The organism is Heliomarina baculiformis, assembly GCF_019966545.1.
Classification (GTDB): Bacteria; Pseudomonadota; Alphaproteobacteria; order Rhodobacterales; family Rhodobacteraceae; genus Heliomarina; species Heliomarina baculiformis.
Genome location: NZ_JAIMIC010000008.1, coordinates 204,683 through 229,706 on the forward strand (window position 1 = coordinate 204,683; position 25,024 = coordinate 229,706).

18 protein-coding genes and 1 pseudogene are annotated in these 25,024 nt (G+C 59.7%); 15 read left to right on the forward strand and 4 right to left on the reverse strand.

Annotated features, from left to right (window positions below; all coding sequences use genetic code 11):
• The first annotated feature begins 24 nt into the window (after window positions 1–24).
• The 14 genes and pseudogenes from chvE to MF268_RS19075 all read left to right on the forward strand — a co-directional run.
• Window positions 25–1,089 (forward strand): multiple monosaccharide ABC transporter substrate-binding protein, encoded by a 1,065-nt coding sequence (gene chvE, locus MF268_RS19010; RefSeq protein ID WP_238372437.1) that lies wholly within the window; start codon window positions 25–27, stop codon window positions 1,087–1,089.
• A gap of 89 nt (window positions 1,090–1,178) precedes the next feature.
• The gene (gene mmsA / locus MF268_RS19015) at window positions 1,179–2,711 is read left to right on the forward strand and encodes a multiple monosaccharide ABC transporter ATP-binding protein (protein WP_238372438.1); all 1,533 of its coding nucleotides are present in this window, start codon (window positions 1,179–1,181) and stop codon (window positions 2,709–2,711) included.
• Window positions 2,708–3,913, forward strand: coding sequence for a multiple monosaccharide ABC transporter permease (gene mmsB / locus MF268_RS19020; RefSeq protein ID WP_238372439.1), 1,206 nt, complete (start codon window positions 2,708–2,710; stop codon window positions 3,911–3,913). Before mmsA ends, mmsB begins: the two co-directional genes overlap by 4 nt.
• 4 nt (window positions 3,914–3,917) lie before the next feature.
• Window positions 3,918–4,910 (forward strand): AraD1 family protein, encoded by a 993-nt coding sequence (gene araD1 / locus MF268_RS19025; RefSeq protein WP_238372440.1) that lies wholly within the window; start codon window positions 3,918–3,920, stop codon window positions 4,908–4,910.
• An 8-nt stretch (window positions 4,911–4,918) separates the two neighbouring features.
• Window positions 4,919–6,664 carry an L-arabinonate dehydratase gene (gene araD / locus MF268_RS19030; protein WP_238372441.1) on the forward strand — a complete coding sequence of 582 codons (1,746 nt, stop codon included), beginning with the start codon at window positions 4,919–4,921 and terminating at the stop codon, window positions 6,662–6,664.
• Window positions 6,651–7,640 (forward strand): Gfo/Idh/MocA family protein, encoded by a 990-nt coding sequence (locus MF268_RS19035; protein ID WP_238372442.1) that lies wholly within the window; start codon window positions 6,651–6,653, stop codon window positions 7,638–7,640. Before araD ends, MF268_RS19035 begins: the two co-directional genes overlap by 14 nt.
• Complete coding sequence (locus MF268_RS19040) at window positions 7,630–9,153, forward strand: aldehyde dehydrogenase (NADP(+)) (RefSeq protein ID WP_238372443.1); 1,524 nt, start codon at window positions 7,630–7,632, stop codon at window positions 9,151–9,153. The genes MF268_RS19035 and MF268_RS19040 overlap by 11 nt, the downstream gene beginning before the upstream one ends.
• Window positions 9,154–9,250: 97 nt before the next feature.
• On the forward strand, window positions 9,251–10,198 hold the full coding sequence (gene ytfQ, locus MF268_RS19045; RefSeq protein WP_238372444.1) for a galactofuranose ABC transporter, galactofuranose-binding protein YtfQ: 948 nt from the start codon (window positions 9,251–9,253) through the stop codon (window positions 10,196–10,198).
• Window positions 10,199–10,294: 96 nt separating this feature from the next.
• Window positions 10,295–11,812 (forward strand): sugar ABC transporter ATP-binding protein, encoded by a 1,518-nt coding sequence (locus MF268_RS19050; protein ID WP_238372445.1) that lies wholly within the window; start codon window positions 10,295–10,297, stop codon window positions 11,810–11,812.
• Entirely contained in the window at window positions 11,809–12,834 is a 1,026-nt protein-coding gene (locus MF268_RS19055) for an ABC transporter permease (RefSeq protein WP_238372446.1), read from the forward strand. Before MF268_RS19050 ends, MF268_RS19055 begins: the two co-directional genes overlap by 4 nt.
• Window positions 12,831–13,796, forward strand: a complete 966-nt coding sequence (yjfF, locus tag MF268_RS19060) for a galactofuranose ABC transporter, permease protein YjfF (RefSeq protein WP_238372447.1) — start codon at window positions 12,831–12,833, stop codon at window positions 13,794–13,796. Before MF268_RS19055 ends, yjfF begins: the two co-directional genes overlap by 4 nt.
• Complete coding sequence (locus tag MF268_RS19065) at window positions 13,793–14,689, forward strand: 2-dehydro-3-deoxygalactonokinase (RefSeq protein ID WP_238372448.1); 897 nt, start codon at window positions 13,793–13,795, stop codon at window positions 14,687–14,689. The genes yjfF and MF268_RS19065 overlap by 4 nt, the downstream gene beginning before the upstream one ends.
• Window positions 14,686–15,288 carry a 2-dehydro-3-deoxy-6-phosphogalactonate aldolase gene (locus MF268_RS19070; protein WP_238372449.1) on the forward strand — a complete coding sequence of 201 codons (603 nt, stop codon included), beginning with the start codon at window positions 14,686–14,688 and terminating at the stop codon, window positions 15,286–15,288. Before MF268_RS19065 ends, MF268_RS19070 begins: the two co-directional genes overlap by 4 nt.
• 111 nt (window positions 15,289–15,399) lie before the next feature.
• Window positions 15,400–16,070: pseudogene (locus MF268_RS19075) on the forward strand (IS6 family transposase); the annotation flags it as partial.
• 406 nt (window positions 16,071–16,476) lie between these two features.
• Here MF268_RS19075 and MF268_RS19080 read toward each other — a convergent pair.
• The 3 genes from MF268_RS19080 to MF268_RS19095 all read right to left on the reverse strand — a co-directional run bounded on the left by MF268_RS19080 (window position 16,477) and on the right by MF268_RS19095 (window position 22,875).
• Window positions 16,477–18,660, reverse strand: coding sequence for a calcium-binding protein (locus MF268_RS19080; RefSeq protein ID WP_273545080.1), 2,184 nt, complete (start codon window positions 18,658–18,660; stop codon window positions 16,477–16,479).
• 448 nt (window positions 18,661–19,108) lie between these two features.
• The gene (locus MF268_RS25430) at window positions 19,109–19,840 is read right to left on the reverse strand and encodes a response regulator (RefSeq protein ID WP_238372450.1); all 732 of its coding nucleotides are present in this window, start codon (window positions 19,838–19,840) and stop codon (window positions 19,109–19,111) included.
• Complete coding sequence (locus MF268_RS19095) at window positions 19,837–22,875, reverse strand: PAS-domain containing protein (protein WP_238372451.1); 3,039 nt, start codon at window positions 22,873–22,875, stop codon at window positions 19,837–19,839. The genes MF268_RS25430 and MF268_RS19095 overlap by 4 nt, the downstream gene beginning before the upstream one ends.
• A gap of 225 nt (window positions 22,876–23,100) precedes the next feature.
• Between MF268_RS19095 and MF268_RS19100 the strand changes: the two genes are divergently transcribed.
• Window positions 23,101–23,526: a globin domain-containing protein gene (locus MF268_RS19100; RefSeq protein WP_238372452.1), complete on the forward strand. Its 426-nt coding sequence runs from the start codon at window positions 23,101–23,103 to the stop codon at window positions 23,524–23,526.
• Between the two features lie 203 nt (window positions 23,527–23,729).
• Here MF268_RS19100 and MF268_RS19105 read toward each other — a convergent pair whose 3' ends face one another.
• Complete coding sequence (locus MF268_RS19105; protein ID WP_238372453.1) at window positions 23,730–24,983, reverse strand: serine hydrolase domain-containing protein; 1,254 nt, start codon at window positions 24,981–24,983, stop codon at window positions 23,730–23,732.
• Window positions 24,984–25,024: the final 41 nt, after the last annotated feature.

Here is a 25,024-nt window from a genome sequence, read left to right on the forward strand (position 1 = left end):
AACGGACAATCGGGAGGAATTTAGATGGTTTTCACTAGACGCGCCCTGGGCGCGACCGCGCTGGCGCTTGTCATTGCCGCTCCTGCCTTCGCGCAGGATAAGGGGTATGTCGGCATCGCCATGCCTACCAAGTCGTCCGCACGCTGGATCGACGACGGCAACAATATGGTCAAGCAGTTCGAGGAAGCAGGCTACACGACAGACCTGCAATATGCCGAGGACGACATCCCCAACCAGCTTGCGCAGATCGAGAACATGATCACCAAGGGCGTCGACGCCTTGGTGATCGCAGCAATCGACGGCACCACTTTGACCAGCGCGCTGGCCAATGCCGCCGCTGCGGATATTCAGGTCGTGGCCTACGATCGTCTGATCCGTGACAGCGGCGATGTCAGCTATTACGCAACTTTCGACAACTTCAAGGTCGGCGTGCAGCAGGCCGAGACCTTGGTTGCGGGTCTCGAGGAACGCTTCCCCGATGAGAAGCCTTGGAACGTTGAACTCTTCGGCGGCAGTCCGGACGACAACAACGCCTATTTCTTCTATAACGGTGCCTTGTCGGTGCTGCAGCCGATGATCGACTCCGGCGACATCGTCATCCCATCCGGCCAAATGGGTATGGACACCGTCGGCACAATGCGCTGGGACGGATCTGTCGCTCAGGCGCGGATGGATAACCTGCTTTCCGCGAATTACACTGACAATGAGGTGCACGGCGTGCTGTCGCCCTATGACGGTCTGTCGATCGGGATCATCTCGTCGCTTCAGGGTGTTGGGTATGGCTCGGGCGACATGAAGATGCCCATCGTGTCGGGTCAGGACGCCGAAGTGCCATCGGTCAAGGCGATCCTGCGGGGCGATCAGTATTCGACGATCTTCAAGGACACCCGCGAACTTGCACGTGTCACCGTTGGCATGGTTGATGCGCTGTTGCAGGGCGGTGAGCCTGAGATCAACGATACCGAGACCTATGACAACGGCGTGAAGGTCGTTCCCTCCTACTTGCTCGAACCGCTGCCGGTAACGGCGGACAACTGGGAAGAGCGGCTGGTGGACAGCGGTTACTACGAAAAAAGCGAGATCGAATAACATCTCTTCCCCGACCGGTTCTTTTCAATCGGTACGACTTACCTGCCGGACACGTCCGGCGGGTGCTTTACAGGATCACGAGGCCCCAGATGAGCGTTATTCTTGAAATGCGCGGGATCACCAAAGATTTCCCCGGTGTCAAAGCGCTCGACGACGTGACGCTTTCCGTGGCGGAGGGCGAAATCCACGCCTTGGTCGGCGAAAACGGCGCGGGGAAATCAACGCTGATGAAGGTTCTTTCGGGGGTTTATCCGGCAGGCTCGTTCGACGGCGAGATTATCTACGACGGCAAGCCGCGCGCCTTTCGCTCGATCCGGGATAGCGAAGACATCGGCATCATCATCATCCATCAGGAGCTCGCCCTGATCCCGCTTCTCTCGGTTGCCGAGAACATCTTTCTCGGCAACGAACGCGCCACTCGCGGTGTCATTGACTGGCGCGAGACGCATGACAGGGCGGCCGAACTGCTGGCACGCGTTGGGCTGGCCGAGAACCCCGAGACGATCCTTGATGACCTTGGCCTCGGCAAGCAGCAGCTGGTCGAGATTGCCAAGGCGCTGTCAAAGAACGTACGCCTATTGATCCTGGACGAGCCGACCTCGTCATTGAATGAGGCGGACAGCGCCAAGTTGTTGCAACTTCTCGTGGATTTTCGCGAAAGGGGTCTGACCTCGATCCTCATTTCGCACAAGCTGAACGAAGTGTCGAAGGTCGCCGATACGATCACCGTTTTGCGCGACGGGGCCACCGTGGCGCGGATGAACTGCGCCGACGGCGTGGACGAGAACGACATCGTGCGCAACATGGTCGGCCGCGCGCTGGAGGACCGCTATCCGCCAAAGCGCGACGCAAGGCCCGGTGAGATCGCTATGGAAGTTCGCAACTGGACGGTGCACCATCCGCTGCATTCCGAACGTCGGGTCGTCAAGAATGTGAGCTTTCACGTCCGAAAGGGCGAAGTGCTGGGCATCGCGGGCCTGATGGGGGCAGGGCGCACGGAACTGGCGATGAGCCTGTTTGGTCGGTCCTATGGCCGCGACATCAGTGGCGACGTCTCGATCAACGGCGCGTCTGCCAACCTCTCCACCGTTCGGCACGCGATCAACGCCGGGCTTGCCTATGCCACCGAGGATCGAAAGACCTACGGTTTGGTGCTGGACGACACGATCCGGCGCAACGTGCCCTTGGCCGATCTGCCTGCCATTTCGCGCAATGGCATCGTTGATCGTGAACAAGAAGCAGAAGTCGCCACGCGTTATCGCAACAAGTTGGCCATCAAGTCGTCCTCCATCGAACAGGCGACTGTGAATCTTTCGGGCGGCAACCAGCAAAAGGTGGTTCTCTCCAAGTGGCTTTTCGCCGATCCCGAGATCCTCATCCTGGACGAGCCAACCCGTGGCATCGACGTTGGCGCCAAGTTCGAAATCTACACCGTGATCCGCGAGCTGGCGGCGCAGGGCAAGGCGATCATCGTGATCTCGTCGGAATTGCCCGAGCTACTGGGCGTGACGGACCGCCTCTACGTTATGAATGAAGGCCGCTTTGTGGATGAAATGCCCACGGTAGAGGCCAGTCAGGAAAAGATCATGTCGAAAATCGTCAAGTCGGAAGAAGTCGCATGACCGACACCACAGTCCATACCACAGCCGAGGCCGATCAGCCGTCGAAATCCGGCTGGCAGTTCCTGAAGGGACACCTGCGGGAGTACGGCATCCTGATTGCACTGGTTGTCATCATGGCTTTCTTTCAGGTGGCCACCGGGGGAATTCTGCTGAAACCGGTGAACCTGACGAACCTTATCCTGCAGAATTCCTATATCGTCATAATGGCCGTGGGGATGCTGCTGGTGATCGTTTGCGGGCATATCGACCTCTCTGTCGGCTCCGTTCTCGGCTTCATTGGGGCGCTGGCCGCGGTGATGATCGTGAACTGGGAGCTTCCCTGGCTGATCGCTGCCGTGCTGTGTCTGATTGCTGGGGCTGCCATAGGGGCAGCGCAGGGCTTTTGGGTCGCCTATTTCCGGATCCCGTCCTTCATCGTGACGCTGGCGGGCATGCTGGTCTTCAAAGGTCTGACGCTGTGGTTGCTGGAAGGGCAATCCGTCGGGCCCTTCCCGCCAGAATTCCGACTGATCGCGTCGGGCTTCGTGCCCGACATTTTCGGGGGTGAGAACCTGAATCTGCTGTCGCTCTTTGTCGGGATCGGCGTGGCCGTGCTGTTGCTGTGGCTTGCAATCCGCACCCGTAGCCGCCAACTGGCGGCAGGGGCCGAGAGCGAACCCTTCGCTTTTTTCGCAGGTCGAAACGCGCTGATCTTCTGCGCCCTAGTCTATATGTCCTGGCTGATGGCGGATTTCCGGGGCCTGCCTAATGTCTTTATCGTCATGGCGCTCTTGATCGCGGTTTATTCCTTCCTGACATCGCGCACCACCTTTGGCCGTCGCATCTATGCGATCGGTGGCAATGAAAAAGCGGCTTCTCTATCCGGCATCAACTCAAAGCGGCTGACCTTTTTGACCTTTGCCAACATGGGGATGCTGGCGGCGCTGGCGGGTCTGGTCTTTGCGGCGCGCCTGAACACCGCCACCCCCAAGGCTGGCGTTGCATTCGAGCTGGACGTGATCGCGGCGGTCTTCATCGGCGGCGCCTCAATGTCGGGTGGCGTCGGCACCGTGGTCGGGGCCGTCATCGGCGCCTTTATCATGGGCGTCATGAACAACGGTATGTCCATCCTCGGTATCGGCATCGACTGGCAGCAGGTCATAAAGGGCCTCGTCCTGCTCGCGGCCGTGATCTTTGACGTACTGAACAAGCAGAAAGGCTAACGACATGCTGCTTTCTCAAATCGACCGCGGGGACGGAACACCGCAGATCGTCGCCCGCGACGGGTCAGAGGCCTACGAGGTCAAGACCGACCTCTCTCTCTATGCGCTTGCCATGAAATGCGTCGAAAATGGGCAGGGTCTGCACGACCGCATTGCCACGCTTGGAATGGGGGGGCCGGTGGATCTCGAAGCTTTGTATGCAGAGCACCGCCTGCTGCCGCCCGTCACCCATCCAGACCCGGCGCATCTGCACCTGACCGGCACCGGCCTGACTCATCTGGGGTCGGCCTCGACCCGCGCGGACATGCACAAGAAAGCAACTGGCGACGAGACCGATAGCATGAAGATGTTTCGGATGGGCGTGGAGGGCGGCAAGCCTTCCAACGGCGCAGCGGGGGTCCAGCCGGAATGGTTCTATAAAGGAAACGGCACGGCTCTTACCATCCCGGGTGCGCCGCTCAAGTCGCCCGACTTTGCCGAAGACGGAGGAGAAGAGCCCGAAATCGCCGGCATCTATCTTATCGCGCCGGACGGCACGCCAGTCCGGCTTGGTTGGGCGCTGGCCAACGAATTTTCGGATCACGTGATGGAGCGGCGCAACTATCTATACCTCGCGCATTCCAAGCTGCGTCCGGCCGCCTTTGGGCCGGAGTTGCTGATTGGAGACCTGCCGCATCATATCGAGGGGGTGTCGCGCGTTTATCGGGACGGCGAGCTGATGTTTGAAAAGCCGTTTCTGTCGGGTGAGGCGAATATGAGCCATTCCATCGCCAACCTTGAACACCACCACTTTAAGTATCAGCTGTTCCGCCAGCCCGGTGATCTTCATGTCCACATGTTCGGAACTGCGACGCTTTCGTTTGCAGATGGCGTGCAGACCCGCGATGGCGACATCTTTGAAATTAAGGCCGCGCCTTTCGGCCTTCCGCTGCGCAATACGCTTGCCTTCACGCCGCTCGGCCAGCCCGAACCGCGCACCGAAATACGTTCGCTCTAGAGACTGTCATGCCTTTCAAACCGGCCGAATGGCCCCGAAAACTCAGATCGCAGGAATGGTACGGCGGCAAGTCGCGGGACAATATCTATCACCGCGGCTGGCTTAAGAACCAAGGCTACCCGCATGATCTTTTTGATGGCCGTCCCGTCATCGGCATCCTGAACACCTGGTCCGACCTGACACCCTGCAATGGTCATCTGCGAGAGCTTGCTGAAAAGGTAAAGGCCGGCGTTTGGGAGGCCGGGGGCTTTCCGGTCGAGGTGCCCGTTTTTTCGGCATCGGAAAATACCTTCCGGCCCACGGCAATGATGTACCGCAACCTTGCCGCGATGTCGGTCGAGGAACAGATGCGTGCGCAACCGATCGATGGTGCTGTCCTTTTGGTTGGTTGCGACAAGACCACGCCATCTTTGATGATGGGCGCGGCCTCAACAGATATTCCATCGATCGTCGTCAGCGGCGGGCCGATGCTGAACGGTTGGTTTCGGGGCGAACGGGTCGGGTCCGGAACGGCGCTTTGGCAGATGTCCGAGGATATCAAAGCAGGCAAGATCAGCCAGGAGGATTTCCTTGAGGCCGAACAGGCCATGAGCCGGTCATCTGGCACCTGCAACACCATGGGGACGGCCTCCACCATGGCCTCGATGGCCGAAGCGCTCGGGATGGCCTTATCGGGCAATGCCGCCATCCCCGGCGTCGATGCGCGACGTCGCGTCATGGCGCATATCACGGGACGACGCATCGTGCAGATGGTTAAGGACGATCTGAAGCCTTCGGATATCATGAACAAAAAGGCTTTCGAGAACGCGATCCGCGTGAACGGGGCCATCGGTGGGTCGACCAATGCGGTGATCCATCTGCTTGCCATCGCGGGCCGGGTTGGCGTGGATCTGACGCTGGATGATTGGGACCGGCTAGGCCGCGACGTGCCGACCATCGTGAACCTGATGCCGTCCGGCAAGTACCTGATGGAAGAGTTCTTCTACGCAGGCGGCCTGCCCGTTGTACTGAAACGGCTTGGCGAGGCCGGAATGCTGCACAAGGACGCGCTGACAGTTTCCGGCGATGGGATTTGGCAAGAGGTCAAGGAGGCCGTGAACTGGAACGAGGACGTGATCCTGCCTGTCGACAAGGCTCTGACCCGCTCTGGCGGCATCGCCGTGCTCAAGGGCAATCTCGCGCGCTTCGGCGCTGTGCTGAAACCTTCTGCCGCCACGCCCGAATTGATGCAGCATCGTGGCCGCGCGGTCGTATTCGAGGATATCGACGACTACAAGGCCCGGATCAATGACGAGGCGCTTGATATAGACGAGACCTGCGTGATGGTGCTGAAGAACTGTGGTCCCAAGGGTTATCCCGGCATGTCCGAGGTCGGTAATATGGGCCTTCCGCCCAAGGTGCTGAAGAAGGGTATCACTGACATGGTCCGCATCTCGGATGCGCGTATGTCCGGCACCGCCTACGGCACCGTTATCCTGCACACGGCGCCGGAAGCTGCCGCCGGTGGTGCGCTGGCTATTGTGCAAACCGGCGACATGATCGAAGTCGACGTCTCAGGGCGCCGTATCCACCTGGATGTATCGGACGAAGAGATTGCGGTGCGGCTCGCCGCCTGGACACCGCCGGAAAGGCCCGCAGCCAACGGCGGCTACACGCGGCTTTACCACGACGCGGTAGAAGGCGCCGATACCGGGGCCGATTTCGACTTTCTTAAAGGATGCCGTGGACGGGAGGTGCCTCGTGACTCGCACTGACGGAACGGCAATCAAAATCGCGTTGGTTGGCGTCGGCAAGATCGCCCGGGACCAGCATATCCCCGCGCTCGCCGCATCGGATGCGTTCGAGTTGGCCGCTACAGTCAGCCGCACCGGCGGTATCCGAGGTGTCGAAAACTACAAAACCGTCGAGGCGTTACTCGCGGCTCGCCCGGATATCTCTGCCATCAGCTTTTGCACTCCGCCCCAAGTTCGCTACGCCGGCGCGCGCGCTGCGCTGGACGCTGACCGACATGTGATGCTGGAGAAACCGCCCGGCGCGTCGCTCTCCGAGGTTCACGCGCTCGAGACGCTGGCGCAGGACAAGGGCGTGGCCCTCTTTGCAACTTGGCATTCGCGGCACGCAGCCTCGGTTCCGGCTGCAAAGGCCTGGCTTTCTGACAAAGCCATTATATCGGTTAGGATCGACTGGAAGGAAGATGTGCGCGTCTGGCACCCCGGTCAAAAATGGATATGGGAAGCTGGCGGATTGGGCATCTTCGACCCGACGATCAACGCCTTTTCGATCCTCACCGAGATCCTGCCGGTCGAGGTGCACGTCACCGGGGCTGATTTGCGCTTTCCTAGCAATTGCGAAACGCCGGTGGCGGGCGAAATCCGTATGGATGACCCAAGCGGTCCGCTTGTCACTGCCGAGGTCGATTTCCTTTGGGAAGGCGACCCCTTATGGCGACAGATCATCGAGACGGACGGCGGAACCCTTGCGCTCAATCAGGGCGGTGCGGTCATGGAGATTGATGGCCAGAAGCAACACGGCGAGGCTTGGGAGAACCCGGCTATTCATGGCGAATACGATGGCCTCTACGCCCGCTTCGCAGAGCTGCTCGACACGAACACCTCCGAGGTCGACCTGCGCCCCATGGTGCTGGTGGCCGACGCCTTCACCCTCGCCAAGCGCTTCGACGCGCCCGAGTTCGTTGACCCTTCACTTATGGAAGACTCACATGCTGGATAGCGCCCCCCTCACCGGAAAACACCTGATCGCTGGCGAATGGGTCGATAGCGGTCCGCCTTTCACCTCTGACCCTGTGACTGGCGATCCGGTCTCCGTTTGTTGCGGCGGTGCAGAAGACATCGACGCCGCCGTAGTCGCGGCGGAAGAGGCTTTCGCGACATATGGCTGGACCGATCGCGAAACGCGCGCGACATTTCTTGAGGCCATCGCCGACGAGATCGAAGCTCGCGGTGCTGAGCTGACCACCTACGGCTCTGCCGAAACTGGTTTGCCCGAAGCGAGGCTAGAAGGCGAGCGGGGCCGCACCACCGGTCAGTTGCGCATGTTTGCGGACCATATCCGGAAGGGGGAGTACCTAGATATCCGCCATGATCCCGCACTGCCCGACCGAAAGCCGATGCCGCGACCGGATCTGCGGATGATCCAGCGCCCGCTTGGACCTGTGGGGGTCTTTGGCGCGTCGAACTTCCCGCTGGCCTTCTCCACCGCCGGGGGCGATACCGCTGCGGCCTTGGCCGCCGGTTGTCCGGTCGTTTACAAGGGACACCCCGGTCACCCCGCTACCGGCGAGCTGGTCGCCCAGGCCATCGCGGCCGCCATCGAAAAAACCGGTATGCCAAAGGGCACTTTCGGGTTTGTCCAGTCCAACACCAACGAGGCGGGCGAAACGTTGGTCAAGCATCCCCTGATCCGCGCCATCGGCTTCACCGGGTCTTTCCGGGGCGGCAAGGCGCTGTTCGATCTGGCCATGGCACGGCCCGAGCCAATCCCCTTTTACGGCGAGCTTGGCTCAATTAACCCGGTTTTTGTGATGCCCGAAGCTCTCAGGGCGCGCGCCGCCGAAACCGGCGCAGCCTGGGCCGGGTCGCTGACAATGGGCGTTGGCCAGTTCTGCACCAACCCCGGTGTGGTCGTGCTGCCTCAGGGCGCGGAAGGGGACGCGTTCCGCGATGCCGCGATCAAGGCACTGGCCGACGCTGGCCCGCAGCCCATGCTCACAATCGGCACCGCCAAGGGTTATGCTGCCGCCGTGCAGGAGACCGAGAAGTCCGCACAGCGTCTGACAGAGGCGACCGAAGTGCCGGACCGCTGCGGCCTGCCTGCGGTGTTCGAGGTTACTGGCGTTGAGTGGCTGGCAAACCCGACCCTTGCGGAAGAGATGTTCGGCCCCGCCGCCGTCCTGATTCGTACAACATCGCCAGAAGAGATGCTGGACATCGCCAAGTCGTTCACAGGGCAGCTGACGGTCACGCTACAGATGGAGGAGGGGGACGCCGAAGCTGCCCGCGCATTGATGCCGGTTTTGGAACGTATGGCGGGACGCGTATTGGCCAACGGGTTCCCAACGGGTGTCGAGGTGGCCGATGCCATGGTCCATGGCGGGCCGTTTCCCGCCTCCACGAATTTCGGAGCAACCTCGGTCGGCAGCCTTGGCATTCGCCGGTTCCTGCGCCCGGTGTCGTTTCAGAATATCCCCGACGCGCTTTTGCCCTCCGATCTTCGGATCGGCTGACCGCGCGGCGGGAAAGACCAAGATCGGCGGTGGATGGTCCGTCGCCGATAGACAGGACCCAGGGAGGAAATGGGTCCTTCATTCTAGGGAGGAAATTATGAAACATCTACTGACCACAACGGCATTTCTGGCTTTTAGCGCCTCTGCCGCACTGGCGCAGACCGTCGGCTTTTCACAGATCGGCTCGGAGTCGGGCTGGCGCGCGGCCGAGACGACCCTAACCAAGCAGCAAGCCGAAGAACGCGGGATCGATTTGAAGTTCTCGGATGCGCAGCAGAAGCAGGAAAACCAGATCGCTGCGATCCGGTCCTTTATTGCGCAAGGCGTAGACGCGATCCTGCTCGCCCCGGTCGTTGCGACTGGATGGGATTCGGTGCTGGAAGAAGCCAAGGAAGCCGAGATCCCCGTCGTGCTGCTGGACCGTCAGGTCGACAGCGACAAGTCGCTCTACCTGACTGCCGTCGGGTCCGACCTTGTGCATGAGGGCGAAGTGGCCGGTAAATGGCTGGTGGACGCAGTTTCGGGTGAAGAATGCCGCGTCGTCGAACTTCAGGGCACAACCGGGTCTTCCCCCGCAATCGACCGCAAGACCGGATTCGAAAAGGGTATCGAAGGGGCCGACAATGTTGAAATCGTCCGCTCTCAGACCGGCGATTTTACCCGCGCGCAGGGCAAGGAGGTGATGGAGAGCTTCTTGCAGGCTGAGAATGGCGGCAAGGATATCTGTGCGCTTTACGCGCATAACGACGACATGGCCGTGGGCGCGATCCAGGCCATCAAGGAAGCGGGACTTAAGCCGGGCGAAGATATCCTGATCGTTTCCATCGACGCTGTGCCGGACATATTTCAGGCCATGGCGGCGGGCGAAGCCAACGCTACGGTCGAGTTGACGCCGAACATGGCAGGTCCCGCATTTGACGCGCTCGACGCCTATCTGACAGATGGAACGGAACCGGAGAAGTTCATCCAGACTGAATCCAAGCTCTACACGCAAGATGACGACCCGGCGGGCGAGTATGAGCGCCGCAAGGGCCTGGGTTACTGATTTCGACTTGATGATCGGAGGCGGAGCAACCGCCTCCGGTACCACTGCGCCGATGTTTTCAACAGATGCGGCCAGATTTGAAATTCCGGGTGCAGAATGCTGCTTACAATAAGATCCCTAACCAAGACCTTTCCCGGCACCAAGGCGTTGGATGGGGTCGACTTTGAGCTCGCCGCTGGCGAGGTCCACGCCTTGTTGGGTGAGAACGGTGCGGGCAAGTCGACCTTGATCAAATGCCTAACCGGGGCCTTTGTGCGCGACGCAGGTGTGATTATGCTGGAGGGAGAAAAGATCTCGCCCAGCTCGACCTCAGAGGCGCAGGAACTGGGCATCGGCACCGTCTATCAGGAGGTCAACCTCTTGACCAACCTCACGGTGGCGCAGAACCTGACCTTCGGCAATGAACCCCTGCGTTTTGGTATGGTCGATCGGCGCGCGCAACTGCGCCAAGCCGAGAAGATGCTCGAAGGCTACAAGCTGGATATCGACGTGTCGCGCGACCTTTCGACCTATTCCGTAGCTATTCGCCAGATCATTGCCATCGCCCGGGCCGTCGCGCTTTCCGGCAAAGTTTTGATCCTGGACGAACCGACCGCGAGCCTTGACGCGCGCGAGGTCGAGACGCTTTTCGCGGTGGTCCGGGACCTGCGCGACAAGGGGCTGGGGATTGTGTTCGTGTCTCATTTTCTCGATCAGGTCTTTGATCTGACCGACCGCGTCACCGTCCTGCGCAATGGTCAGAACGTCATTACCGAACGTACCGCCGATCTCGACAGAGTGCAGCTGATCGAGCATATGCTGGGCCACGCGCTGAAGGATGATGTGGTCGGCCATGCCAAGACGCATAAGGCGGGCGGTGAATGGCCCGAGCTACTGAAATTCGACGGCTTTGGCCGTCGCGGACATATCGATCCTTTCGATCTGAGCGTCGGCGAAGGTGAGGTTCTTGGCCTCGCCGGTCTTCTTGGCTCGGGCCGTACTGAAAGCGCTGAGCTGATGTTCGGCCTCGCAGCGGCCCAGAACGGCGCGGCGCGCGATGCTAATGGGGTGCTCGATCTCTCTTCGCCGCGCAAGGCTATCGCTGCAGGCTTTGGATTTGCGCCGGAAGAGCGCAAGGAGGACGGCATTATCGCGGATCTCTCTGTCCCTGAAAATATTGCGCTTGCCATGCAGGCTCGCCGCGGTTGGGCGCGTCCAATTCCCCGGGCCGAGCAGTTGCGCCTTGCCGAGGCCTACATCGAAAAGCTCGACATCCGCACCTCCGGTCCGGAACAGCCGGTCGGAGATTTGTCGGGCGGCAACCAGCAAAAGGTTGTTCTGGCCCGTTGGCTGGCCATGAACCCGCGTTTCCTGATCCTGGATGAGCCGACGCGCGGCATCGATGTCGGTGCCCATGCCGAGATTCTGCGCTTGATCAAGCAGGTCACCGCCGAGGGTATGTCAATCCTTATTATTTCGTCGGAGTTGGACGAGTTGATCGCCGTGGCCGACCGGGTCATCGTCGTGCGCGACCGGCGCCATGTGGCCGAGCTTACGGGTTCCGAGATCACCACGGACACCATCGTCCGCGCCATTGCCGCGCCGGATCGCGACATGACGGAGGTGCTCGCATGAACGCGCTGCGCCGCGTCACACCGCAACTGCTCACGCTGGCCGCGCTTGTGGCACTGGTCACAGTCTTCTTCCCTGACTTCCTGCGGATCGAGGTGGTTAACGGTCGCCTTGTGGGTACGACCATGGACATTTTGAAGCGCGGCGCGCCGGTTGGCTTGCTTGCTGTCGGCATGACGCTGGTCATCGCCACGCGCGGCATCGACCTTAGCGTGGGAACCACCATGGCCATCACCGGCGCGGTCGCCGCCTGGTCGATCACTCAGGGCTATGGGCTGGGCGGCGCGCTGGGACTGGCGCTGCTCGCCGGGGTCGCGGCCGGACTGTGGAACGGCACGCTTGTGGCCATCTTCGGCATCCAGCCGATTGTGGCCACGTTGATCCTGATGACATCGGGCAGAGGCATCGCGCAGCTTGTGACCGAAGGGCGCATCCTGACCTTTTCGCATGAGGGCATGGCATTTTTCGGCTCCGGCGATGTGCTCGGCATTCCTGCCCCAGCGCTGCTCTGGGTACTGACCGCCGCAGGCGTGGCCTTTCTGATGCGCGGTTCCGCGCTTGGTATGCTGATTGAGGCCGTGGGGGTGAACCGCGCCGCATCGGCCCTTGCGGGGGTCAATGCGACGGTACTACTAATCGCGGTCTATGTGGCGTCCGGCCTCTGCGCGGCGCTGGCAGGGATCGTAGCCACCGCCGATATTCGCGGGGCAGATGCCAACAATGCCGGCCTTTGGCTGGAACTGGACGCGATCCTCGCGGTGGTGATAGGTGGCAACTCCCTGATGGGCGGCCGTTTTTCCATCGCGGCCTCGCTGCTCGGAGCGCTGATCATCCAGACCATCGACACCGGCATCCTGCTGGCGGGTTTCCCATCGGAATACAATCTCGTCATCAAGGCGGGCCTCGTGCTGATCATCCTGGTGCTGCAAAGCCCGAACCTGAGCCATCACTGGTACGCGCTGCGTCGCGCCGCACAGTCACGCCGCGAAACTGCCATGGCCTCTGCTAAGGAGACAGGGCAATGAATCCACGGCTCTACCCCCTGGCCGCGACCATCGCGATCTTTCTGCTGGCCTGGGTGATCTGCGTTACGCAATTCCCCTACATGCTGTCGACCCGTGTCGCCGGAAACCTGCTGACCGACAACGCCTATCTTGGGATCGTGGCGGTGGGTATGACGGTTGTGATCCTGTCGGGCGGCATCGATCTTTCGGTCGGCTCGGTCATCGCATTTTCCGGTGTCTTCATCGCTGTGATGCTGCGCGATACGGGCCTTCATCCTATCAGCGTCTTCGCCGTGCTTCTTGTGATCACCACCGGTTTCGGCGCGGCAATGGGCTGGCTGATCCATTCGCTCGCAATGCCCCCCTTCATCGTAACACTGGCGGGGATGTTCCTGGCACGCGGGGTGGCCTACATGCTCACGATTGACTCCGTGCCAATCGACCATGCGTTCTATGACTTGCTGGATGATGCCTATTATCTGATGCCCGGCAAGGGGCGGCTGACCCTGATCGGCGTTCTCATGCTGATTACTGTTTTCTTCGGCATTATCGTTGCACACCGTACCCGCTTTGGCGCATCGGTCTTCGCCCTGGGCGGAGGAGAAGCCACCGCACGCCTGATGGGCGTAAAGGTCGGGCGCACGACCATTTTGATCTACGCGTTTTCGGGGTTGATGGCCGGACTCTCGGGCATCGTGTTTTCAGTCTACACGAGCTCAGGCTATCCGCTGGCCACCGTGGGCACCGAATTGACCGCTATCGCTGCGGTAGTGATCGGGGGCACGCTGCTGACCGGCGGGGCGGGGTTTGTGTTTGGCACGCTAATCGGGGTGCTGACCATGGGGCTGATCCAGACCTATATCGTCTTTGACGGCTCGCTCTCGAGCTGGTGGACCAAGATCATCATCGGCCTACTGCTACTGGCCTTCATCCTGCTGCAAAAGGGGCTTCTGCGCGTGACCACGGCACGGGTCGCTGTATGACCGGCTGGATCGCAGCGGATTGGGGCACCTCGCGTTTGCGCATCTGGGCGCTGAACGTAGGCGGAGAGGTCACGGGGTCCGCGGCCTCAGACGAAGGCATGCGCCATCTGACACCGGACGCCTTCGAACCGACCTTCCTGCGTGCGGCGGTAGGGCTGTTGCCAGAGGTCGGCCCCGTGGAGATTCTTATATGCGGCATGGCCGGGGCGAGGACTGGCTGGCAGGAGGTCTCTTACGCGGCTGTACCCTGTGTTCCCATCGCTCGGCCAGAGCGTATCAAGACTGGCGACCCTCGGCTGCATGTCAGTATCATCCCCGGCCTCAGCCAATCCACGCCGCCCGACGTGATGAGGGGCGAGGAAACTCAAATCGCGGGTTTTCTAAAGGCAAATCCTGGCTTTGATGGCGTGATCTGCCTGCCCGGTACCCACACCAAATGGGTGCGTGTTGCAGAGGGCCGTGTGCAATCTTTCCGCACCGCCATGACAGGGGAACTGTTCGACCTGCTTGGCACGCGCTCGACCCTTGCCGGACTGCTCGACGACGGGTGGGACGAAGCCGCATTCGATGAGGCCGTGAACCGGGCCGTGCGATCACAGTCCGCGCTGGCTGCTGACCTGTTCAGTCTACGCGCCGCGGGTCTTCTCGAAAAGGTCGCTCCCGGTGCAGTGCGCGCCCGGCTCTCGGCGGTGCTCATCGGACAGGAGGTCGCCTCCATGCGGCCCATTTGGCAGGATCAGCCCGTGGCCCTGATCGGGGATGCCACGCTCGCAGACCTCTATCACCGGGCGCTGAAGGCGGCTGGACGTGACGCCGAGAGGTTTGAGGCGGGCGAGCTGACCCTTGCCGGCCTCTGCGCAGCCTTTGAAACGTTGAGAGAGGACGCCCAATGAGAGAGATCATTGCCATCCTGCGCGGCGTAAACCCCTCCGAGGTCGAGCAGATCTGCGAAGCGCTGGTCGCTGCAGGGATTACCCAGATCGAAGTGCCGCTGAATTCGCCTGACCCACTGGACAGCATCGCCCGGCTGGCGCAGGCCTTCGGCAAAGAGGCCAGGATCGGGGCGGGAACGGTGCTGGACCCCGCGCAGGTGCTGGCCGTGGCAAAAGCGGGCGGCAGACTCATAGTTTCCCCTGACACTAACGCCGCCGTGATCGGCGAGGCCAAGCGACAGGGCATGATCTCGTGCCCCGGCGCGATGACACCAAGCGAATGTTTCAGCGCGCTGCGTGCAGGCGCCGATGCGATCAAGCTGTTCCCGGGGTCTCTGATTGGCCCCTCTGGACTGGCGGCGATACGGGCGGTTTTGCCACCCGATACAAAGGTGCTGGCCGTTGGTGGCGCGACCCCAGAGAATTTCTCCGATTGGGCAGAGGCGGGGATCTCGGGCTTTGGCGTGGGCACGGCGCTCTATCGTCCGGGAGACACGGTTGCGGAGGTCGCGGAGAATGCTGCGCGGATCGTCGCGGCCTATGACGCGGCCATGACCTGACCATCTTCTACGACGATTGAACCTATGATTTGGGTGAAGGCCCGTTCTGGCACGCCGACAGGGAGGGCCAAGTTGTGTGCGTTTGCTTGAGAGGGTTCTTTCAAGTTAATTATGTTCGTTTGCGCTGTGGCATTTGGTGCCTTGCCCACGGCCAAATCCTATCGTCCCCACCGCTTTCCATCCGACGTGATCGCTCATGTCGTGTGGTTGTGCTTCCGCCTCCCCAGTAGTCCGCGGATGGTCGAGAATCTGCTTGAGGAGCGCGGCATCGTCGTCTCGCACCAGACGGTGCAGACCTGGGCCGTGAAGCGGGGGCTTTTTTGCGAGGCCGGCCCGGCGCCGCTTGGCCGGTCAGCTTGGCGACAAGTGGCATCTTGAATAGGTCACGGTCTCAATAGGGGCTTAAAAACACTGGCTCTGGCGCGCGCTCGATCAGGAGGTGTTCGTGCTTGATGTTCTGGTCCGGAGCCGCCGCGCCGGGAAAGTTGCTATGCGGTTGATGCGCCAGCTCCAGACACGAGAGGGTCATCTTACCCGTGCCCTGATTACCGACTAGCTTCGGCAATATCCGGCCGCGAAGCGCGAGATCATGCCGGGGTATAAGCATCGCTCACACAAGGGGCTGATCAATTGCACCGCGAGTTTCCGCCCGCGGGTCCGAAGGCGTGAGCGGGTTGTGACGCGTTTCAAGTCTCCCGCGTCTGCAACGGTTCGCGTCGATCGACGCCCTGTTCCACTGGCCCCGCCGCGAGATGACGTCTGCAGATTTCCGCGAGCTGCGTTTCGGTGCCCTAGAGCGTGGCGCGAGTTCGCTCAACTTCAGGCCCCTATACGGGAGAAAATATGCACAAATGCGCCCGGCGTCAGTCAACGTTACAGTGCCGCGCGAACACTTGATTGACGACCCGATGTGACATTCGTCACGGGCGGGGGTTGTATTCCAAGCGAAGGATTCCGGTGCGCACATCCACGACAGTCGACGATCACGTCGCTTCCGGACCCGGTGTAAATCGCATTGGGGTTCGTCCCAACAAACATACGTATCTCGACAAGCAACAAAGCTATCTTGCAGAGCACTCAATCCGGACCAACTGAGACGGCCTGCTTGCGATTGGAAGTCAGGCAGACCGGAACGCAGAAAGGGCCGCCAGATCCGGCGGCCCTTTCGATCCTGTTTCGACCGGCTATCTAAAACATGTGGCAGTCGAAGAATGTCGCCAATTCGGCGGGCATATCCTCCTCCAGGGTCGCGAATTCCACAGGATCGGCTGCAGTCCTCTTGGCGTTTGGCTCTTGTCCAAAGCCCCCGCCAAGCGATTGGTCGCCATTCAGCGGAAGCTCGTCACCGGGTCCATTAAAATGGCCCCCCTCGAAAAGCGCCCCTGACTGGATCGCGTCGATGACGTCGTCGACATCAAGGTCTTCAAGTTTGGCGAACGCTTTCCATCCGGAGTTTGTATGCGCGGACAGGACGACGTCCCCCTCACCATCCCATGTCTGGAACGCGGCGACCTTTCCAACATAGGATCCACCGGCCGGCACAGGATCTGCAAGGATGTTCTGGATCGCCAGAATGTCCTCGCCAATCGCGAAGTCGGTGATGGTATCGATGCCGTCGTCGATGCCGAGAAACAGGAAAGAGTCCGCGTCAGCGCCGCCGGTCAGAATATCGTTGCCATCACCGCCCCGCAGCTGGTCTTCTCCGTCGCCGCCGAGAATTATGTCGTCACCATTGGCGCCGAAGGTCGTGTCGTCACCGTCGCCACCCGATATCGTGTCATTTCCGGCGCCGCCATCAAGGTCATCGTTCCCATTACCACCCTCTATCGTGTCATTGTGATGGCCGCCCCAGATGGTATCTTCGCCATCACCGCCGAGCAGTGTATCCGCGCCGACCGAGCCATTGATGAAATCGTCGCCGTCACCACCGTCAAGTCGGTTGGCGCCAGCATTCCCGATCAGCGTATCGTCGCCGTTGCCGGTCTCGATATTCTCTATCGAGATCAGCGAGTCGGTTCCCCATGCGCCGGTTGCGGTTCCGGTGCCGTCGTTCTTGAGCGAGACCTCGACGCTGAAGGCGTTTCCGTTGATCATAATCGTGTCGTCATAGATCGCGGTATCGTTACCAGACCCGCCATCAATGTAGTCATTGCCCTGGCCGCCTTTCAGAAGGTCGTCGCCCCCCATGCCTAAGACAAAATCGTTGCCCTCGTCACCCGACATTATGTTGGCGTAGTCTCCTCCGACCAAGGCATCCTCTCCGATTCCACCCGTCGCTGTTCCGGACTCGCCTACTTCGATATAGTCGTTTCCTTCCCCGCCATGGATGATGTTGATACCCTCTTCGCCGTAGAGGTGATCGTTACCGTCACCGCCGTGGATGTAATCATTGCCAGTACCTCCATGAATTTCATCCCCGCCGTCATCGCCCCAGATCTGGTCATGGCCGACATCGCCGTAAAGCAGGTCGTTATGATTGCCGCCGTGAATTTCGTCGCCGCCGCCGCCACCGCGGATCTCGTCGTCACCATCGTCGCCGCGCAGGTCGTCGGCGTGGTTCCCACCGTCAATGGTGTCATCGCCATCGCCGCCTTTGATGACATCGTTGCCATCGCCACCGTTGATGATATCGTTTCCATGATCACCGAAAACGGTGTCGGCGCCTTTGTTACCATCAATGATATCGTTCTGGTTGCCGCCATGAATTTCATCATGACCCTCGCCGCCCGAGATATTGTCGTTGCCGTCGCCGCCCTTGATGAGATCGTCACCGTCACCGCCCAGCAGCGTATCCAGGCCGTAGCTGCCATAGATCTGGTCGTTGTCATCGCCGCCGTCGATAAAATCATTTCCAGTGCCGCCGTCGATCTTGTCGTCTCCTTCACCACCGTCCAGCGTGTCGTTGCCGCCACGCCCCTGGATCAAGTCGTTGCCCTTGTAACCAAAGATCTCGTTGGCGTTTTCATCTCCATATAGGAAGTCGTTGAAAGCGGTGCCGAAGAGGTCCTCGATGTTTTCCAGGTGATCGCGATCGAGGGTCTGATAGTTGCCCCCACCGATGTATGCTTTTCCGTTGTCCGGTCGTTCAGCCCATCCAGTGCCGAGATCCGCAACGACGTGCATCTTTGAAAAGGCGTAGCTGACCATATCGGTGCCCGCTCCGCCATCGAAAAGATCCTGGCCTGTCACCATCGCGGTTGCTTCATAGAATTTGGGATAAGCGCCGTCATCGGCAATAATCTGATCGTCGCCGTTGAGACCGAGAATTCTTACGTTGATGGCGGCCGGGCCGTGATCAGTTTCTTTCAGCTTCTGCTCAAGCAAGAAATCGTTCGCAAAGTGACTGCCATAAATCGTTTTGTCATATGACATTTTAGTGTTCCTTTTGGATTGACCGACCAGCGTCTCAGCCGCACGGCCCTATGGGGTGAAATTCAGGGTTTGAGAATCCAGGCTTGGAAAACAGACGCTTATCGCAGTCGATAGAAAGTCCGATGTCGCATGCCTTGTGCCTTTCAGTTGTACGCCGGGGACCATCCCTCGATGCGATAACCAAGGGAGTTAAATGGCTCGTGTTTCAGCTTGGCGTTGCAGAAGGCGGTTTCGGGTATCATTCGTAACCGCAATGTATGCAGCTGGTATCAGGGCCATAAAATGACCACACCGGCCAAGGCCGGAGTCACGCCCTTGTCGGCCTTCCAATTGATTGAGGGTGCGGGGGTTATACCCTTCCACCGCCATAATGGCTTGGCGTCGCGCTATACGTCAGATGCCGGAAGTGCGGGATTGCGACCGTGAAGAACGATCAGGCAGACAATGGTTAATAGGCGGTACGTTTCGGCCCGCCGCTTTGCGCATCATCCGAGAAGACGTAGCCCAGACCACGTACGGTCTTGATATAGCGGGGCTTGGCCGGGTTAGACTCTATCTTCCGGCGCAGGCGCGAAATGCGCAGGTCGATGGAGCGGTCGAACGGCTCCCATCCACGATGATGCGCCAGGTCGAGCAGCTGGTCTCGGGATAAGACGCGGCCGCGATTTTCAGCAAACACTTTCAGCAAAGCAAATTCCATTGCCGTGATGGTGACGTCCCCATGCTCTCCTGACAAGCGCGCGGCGTCCAGATCCAGCGTCCAGGGGCCAAAGCGATGAATCTGTTTCTCTTCCGCGACAGATACCACAGAGGAAGCGCGGCGCCGGAGAACGGCTTTGATCCGAGCTTCGAGTTCGCGCAAGTCCACCGGTTTGCCAACATAATCGTCGGCTCCCATCTCTAGCCCCAGGATTCGGTCGATCACTCCGTCGGCGGCTGTTAGCATAACGATAGGCAGATCACTCTCGGCGCGCAGGCTGCGCAGGGCGCTCAGCCCGTCTTCTCCAGGCATCCGGACATCGAGGATCACGAGATCCACCGGCGCCGCGTCGACCGCTGTCTTGAGGGATCGGACATCGCCCACCATTTCCACATTAAAGGCACGAGCACTCAGATATTCTCCGACCATCTCGCGAAGATCCGGTTCGTCGTCGCAGATCACGATGCGTGGAGTGCTCACCGGCCCGCCTCCTCTAGCAGATTGTCGACCAGCGCGAGTATTTCCACCGGCGGCAATGGTTTTTCAGCATATGGTCGACCCGAAGCGGTCAGAAACGTGTCGACGTCCTGACTCATCGAGTCTCCGGTCAGGAATGCAACGCGGTGAACCAGCAGTGGCGCTGTTTCTCCCAGAGCAACCAGAAAAGCGCGGCCGTCCATGCCCGGCATTTTGATGTCACTCAGTATCGCGTCAAACTTGGTCCGCTGACATTGTTCAAGCGCCCGTGTCGCGTCCGTACACAACGTTACCCTGTGTCCGGCCTGACTCAGCACCTCACCGAGCAATTCGCCGACCTCTGGTTCGTCGTCGATGACCAGTATGTGAGCACGCTGTTGCCTCTCCGTTTTCGGCGCATCATTCGCCGATTCACCACCGGGCCGGATTGGAAGGGCTACTGTAAAGATCGCACCACCCTCTGGCCCATTATGCAGCGTGAGCCGCCCGCCATGCGCGGTAACAATACGATGGCAGAAAGCGAGGCCGACGCCGGTGCCCACGCCTACTTCCTTGGTCGTGAAGAAAGGTTCGAATACGCGCGAGCGCAGGGCTTCAGGGACACCGGGACCACTGTCAGCCACGCGGATCTCAACGGTTTCGGGACTTGCCGAGGTGACGATGGAAAGCCGCGCATTCTTGCAACCGGCAAGAGCCTGTTCGGCGTTCATGATCAAATTTGACACAACTTGTGCAATCTGATCGGAATCGACACCGATTTCGGGCAGCCCGGCGTCGAGATCAAGCGTAACCTTCACACCGGCTGCTCGCAGCCCATAGGCAGAGATGTCGAGCGCCACACGCACCAATTCGTTGAGATCGCAATTTTCGACCCGCGCTGGACGTTGCCGCGCCATGGCGAGAAACATTTTCACGATGCGTCCGCTGCGCTGTGCCGCGGAAGAGATCTTGTCGACCCGACGTTTCAATGCAGGCGTGTCCACCTCGTCCGCCAACATCATTGTATGGCCCACAACAATCGAAAGCGGATTGTTCAACTCATGCGCCACGCCCGCCAAGAGTTCACCTAATGCCAGAAGTTTCTCGTTCTGATGTGCAACCTCGCGCTGTCGTTCAAGCTCGGCCTGAAGCGCCAGTCGCTCGGTCACGTCAAGGCTTGAGGAAACGATCAGACGCTCCCCACGGAACTCGATCACCCGGGCAGAGGTGAGGCAGTCAATCGCGGATCCATCGGCGCGGTGGAACCGCACAGGCCAATCCCTCAGCTCTCCGGTCGGGAGCAGCGCCTCAAGATACCGTTTCCGTATCTCCGGATCGGAAATGTCGCGCGTCATGTCCAGCCCGTTCGCCTGTTCGAGCGTGGCACGCGGTGCAAAGATCACCCTGCCATCATCGACACGGCTGACCATCAACGTGGCCGGGCTGGCATTGACGATCGTACGAACAAGCCTGTCGGTCTCGCGGGTGCTCTCTTCGGCACGCTTGCGGATGGTAATGTCCCGCATGGCGATAACATACCCGCCATCGGGAGACCGGAAATTCGAGGCCTCCAGAACCCGTCCGTCCGCCATGGGCAATTCGACCCCGATCCGGCCTTCCTCAATACATGTCCTGATCCAGTCCATTACATCTTTTTCACTTTTATCTGCGGGGACTGAAATCTGACCTGCGCGGATACAAGCCAGAACCTCGTCGTCGAGGGTTGTTCCTGGGGCCGAGAGGTCACGATCGTCCATCAACAACCTCCGGAATGCGGGGTTGTTCATCAAGAGCCGACGTTCGGAGTCGTAAAGCGCAACGCCTTCTCCCAAGGACTCCACAATCGTGCGCACACGGGCGTCCGCCTCACGCTCCGCGATTTCGGCCCGCTTCCTTTCTGTGACGTCGCGCAGTGCGATAAGGTAGCCGCCCATAGGCGTCGGATGGCTCGAGAACTCCAGATGCCGTCCATCCGTCCGTTGCATCGGCATATCACGGGCAAAAGAGCGGGTAGCATCTTTCATCTGGGCCGTAAAATCATCGACTCTGACGCCCTCGGGCAGTGCAAGCTGGCCAATATCGTAAACGTAGGCACAGTGTTCGGACATGTGCGTGCCGTGCGGCATACGCGGATGTCCATCATGCACCAGCCGGTGCAACGCCTCGTTCGACATGCGCAGCCGCAGGTCTGCATCGTAAAGAGCGACGCCTTCTTCCAGGGACTCCACGATTTCACCCAGCGCGTCATTTATGCGGGCTTCCTCCGATCGCAATTGGGTTACATCGATCGCGGTCCCCATGATGCCGCCCGTCGGCGTACGGAAGCTTTGCATCAAGAGCTTGCGCCCGTCCGGTGTTTTTCCATCAATCGTAATGGTTTGCTGCTGCGCCATGGCAAACAGAGCTTGGACCATCTCATCGACAGTCTGACCTGTCGGGACCTCGAGAAGACCATTCTGGATCAGACCAGTTGCATATTCCGTCCCGGACATGCCCGACCGGACCGGACCCAGCAGGTCACTCCAGGCGGAGTTTGCCATCTGTACCGTCAGCGACGCGTCCAGAATGATCATCCCCATGTCCGCGCTTTCAAAAGCCTGCCCCAAAAGCCCGAGCGCCTGCAATTCGCCCATGATTTCCGGGTGACGGTCACGAAACGTGACGAGACAGCCGCCGCGAGGCGTCGGATTGGCGCTGCCGATCAATATCCGACCGTCGGTCATGGGAACGTCGAAACCTCGCCGGTAACTTCGGATGGCATTTGCAGACTTGTCGATCATACCAGGAAGGTCGAAACCTGACATGATCGCGGCACCGCCACCGTCAAATAACAGGCGCATTGTATCTTCAAACCGGTAGCCGGCCGACGGCCCGGCGCTTGTTGCATGGAAGGTGCGACGATACCGGCCGTTCGTCGCCACGCAGCGCCAGCCCGTGTCGAAAAGAATGGCCGCATCGTCGAGCGCCTCGAACGCGTCGCTGAAGCAGTTTTCGGAGGCAGTTTGCTGCTCTCTTCGCGTCATATCGCTTACCGCATGCTGCGTAGTCGACTTGGACATGATTTCTTTCTTTCGCTTGCTACCCCTCAATGCGTCCGTTTCACGTCAGAACTGTTTCTTTGCAGACGATAATTGTATCAATTGTATCATTGTCCGGCTTGCTTGGCTTGAGCTAAGCCGCGTTTATTCAGCCATTGATCGTATTTGACACCTAAACAGAGCTGACATTGGACAGATACGGAATGGGATTAGTCTGATCCAACAAGACAGAATCGGATCGTCTAAATGTCTTTTGATAAAACTCAAATCGAAGCGCTAAAAGAAAGTGGAGCAATTTTCCGGGGCGCCCCCGAGGCTGTTGCAGCCCGGTTCTATCTTCTGCTTTTCGAAGCGAATCCGGAACTCCGTCGCCTCTTCCCCGACAATTTGGACGATCAGGGACGCAAACTCTCGGCAACACTCGCGCTGGTTGTGGACGCGATCGGAGAGTGGCAAAATCTCGAACCCGTTCTGTCATCGCTTGCCCGGCGTCACGTCGGATACGGTGCCGAAGCTAGACACTACGGGGTTGTTTGCACAGCCCTGATAGAGACCTTGACGCAGGCAGGCGCCACCGCAGACCAGATCGCCGCCTGGAAGGCCGCGTTAGAGAAAATCGCGAGTTTCATGGTATCGGTCGCGTATCCAGATCGCTCGGTTGAGTCGCATTAAGTGACTGAGCCCCTGGCCTGGGCTATAAGATGGTGCTTTTAATATTTGGTCGAACTTGACCGATCCACTTTAGGGATCATTCCGACCCACACGTCGCGACTGAAAGGCTTTCACTATCCTCCGACGGAGCATCGCCAGAGCGATTTGGAGTCACGTTTCGATATGCCGAGATTTCTAAATACAGAGTATTTTCCCAAGGCAGGTTATCCTGCTGAGTCAGAAGAAAGAGCCTCGATAATCCCGTCGAACGCACTCAGAATGTAGCGGTCGTAATCCGCGTCCGACGCAACAGGAGTGGAGCTCTGTTTGATGATGGCAATATGGCGCTCCGTATCGCAATAGATCCATTGGCCATAGATACCTTGAGCCGTAATCGCCTGTCGTCCGGGCGTGTGGCGCACCCACCATTGCGCGCGGTAGCTCCAGCTCTCGTTGTCCAGTTCGGGAGAGGCATCCGGCCCTGACAGAAACGCCTCGCGCGATCCACCCCTGCAAATGTTATCGATGATTGACACCCGGATCAGCTGCTTGTCATTCCATCGGCCGCGTGCCGAGACCATCGCGCCAAAGCGGGCAAGGTCGTGCGGCGTGGCGTTCAGCCCACCTGCGGCGACCTCGGTGCCGGCAGGATCAAGCAGCATGTATGCTTCGCCGTCGGCGCCCAAAGGGTGCCATAACAGGTCTTCTGCGAGTTGGGAAAAGCTCTTGCCGGTGAGGCGCGAGGTGACCCAATTCAACAGGTCCGTCTTTGGACTCTGGTAGTGAAAGATTTGCCCGTGTGCCACTTCTTCTTCGGTAGTCAGCGTGCAGAGATAGTCCTGGATGGTCTTCGCTATTGGACGCTCTTTCTCGCGCGGTCCGATGCCGGTGACGCGGGCATAATCGTGGATATGCGACGTAGGGTCAGCATAATCTTCGTTGAAACGGATCGAGTTCGTCATATCGAGAACCTGTCCGAGAGTCGCACTGGCCACGCCCGGCTCCAAACCTGCGTCGGGAAGGAGAGAGGCAATCGTGTCCCCTTCACTCGCCCGTTCTCCGTCGATCGCGAGCAGCGCGAAAAGTCCCGCCAGCGATTTTGTGCAAGACATCATCTGGTGTGGCGTCCGAGCGGTCATGCCGTTCAGATAGCTTTCGTGTACGATCGTCTCACCCGATACGACGACAAGGCTGTCTGTAAAGGTTTCGTGCAGGAAGCTGGCAAAATTGGCGAGGCTGTCGTCAGGTCGACGCACGGCCAGGGTTTCGACCCTCGTGTCATGCGCGATCTTGAGCGGTATCGGTTCGGCCGGGCACCGAATAGGCGCAGTTGGCATCAGCCTGCGCATGTTCTGATAGGCCCAGCGGTTGTAGGGGGCAGTCCAGAAGCCGTTTTCGAGTGTTACCTGCTGCTCCGGCGGGGGCGGAAAACCCTCCATGAGCTTGAGTTCACTGGCAGTCGAATAATTTTGGGTCATGCACACGTCGCTTCTTTTCTGATTGAAGTGCAGCTGGTCCT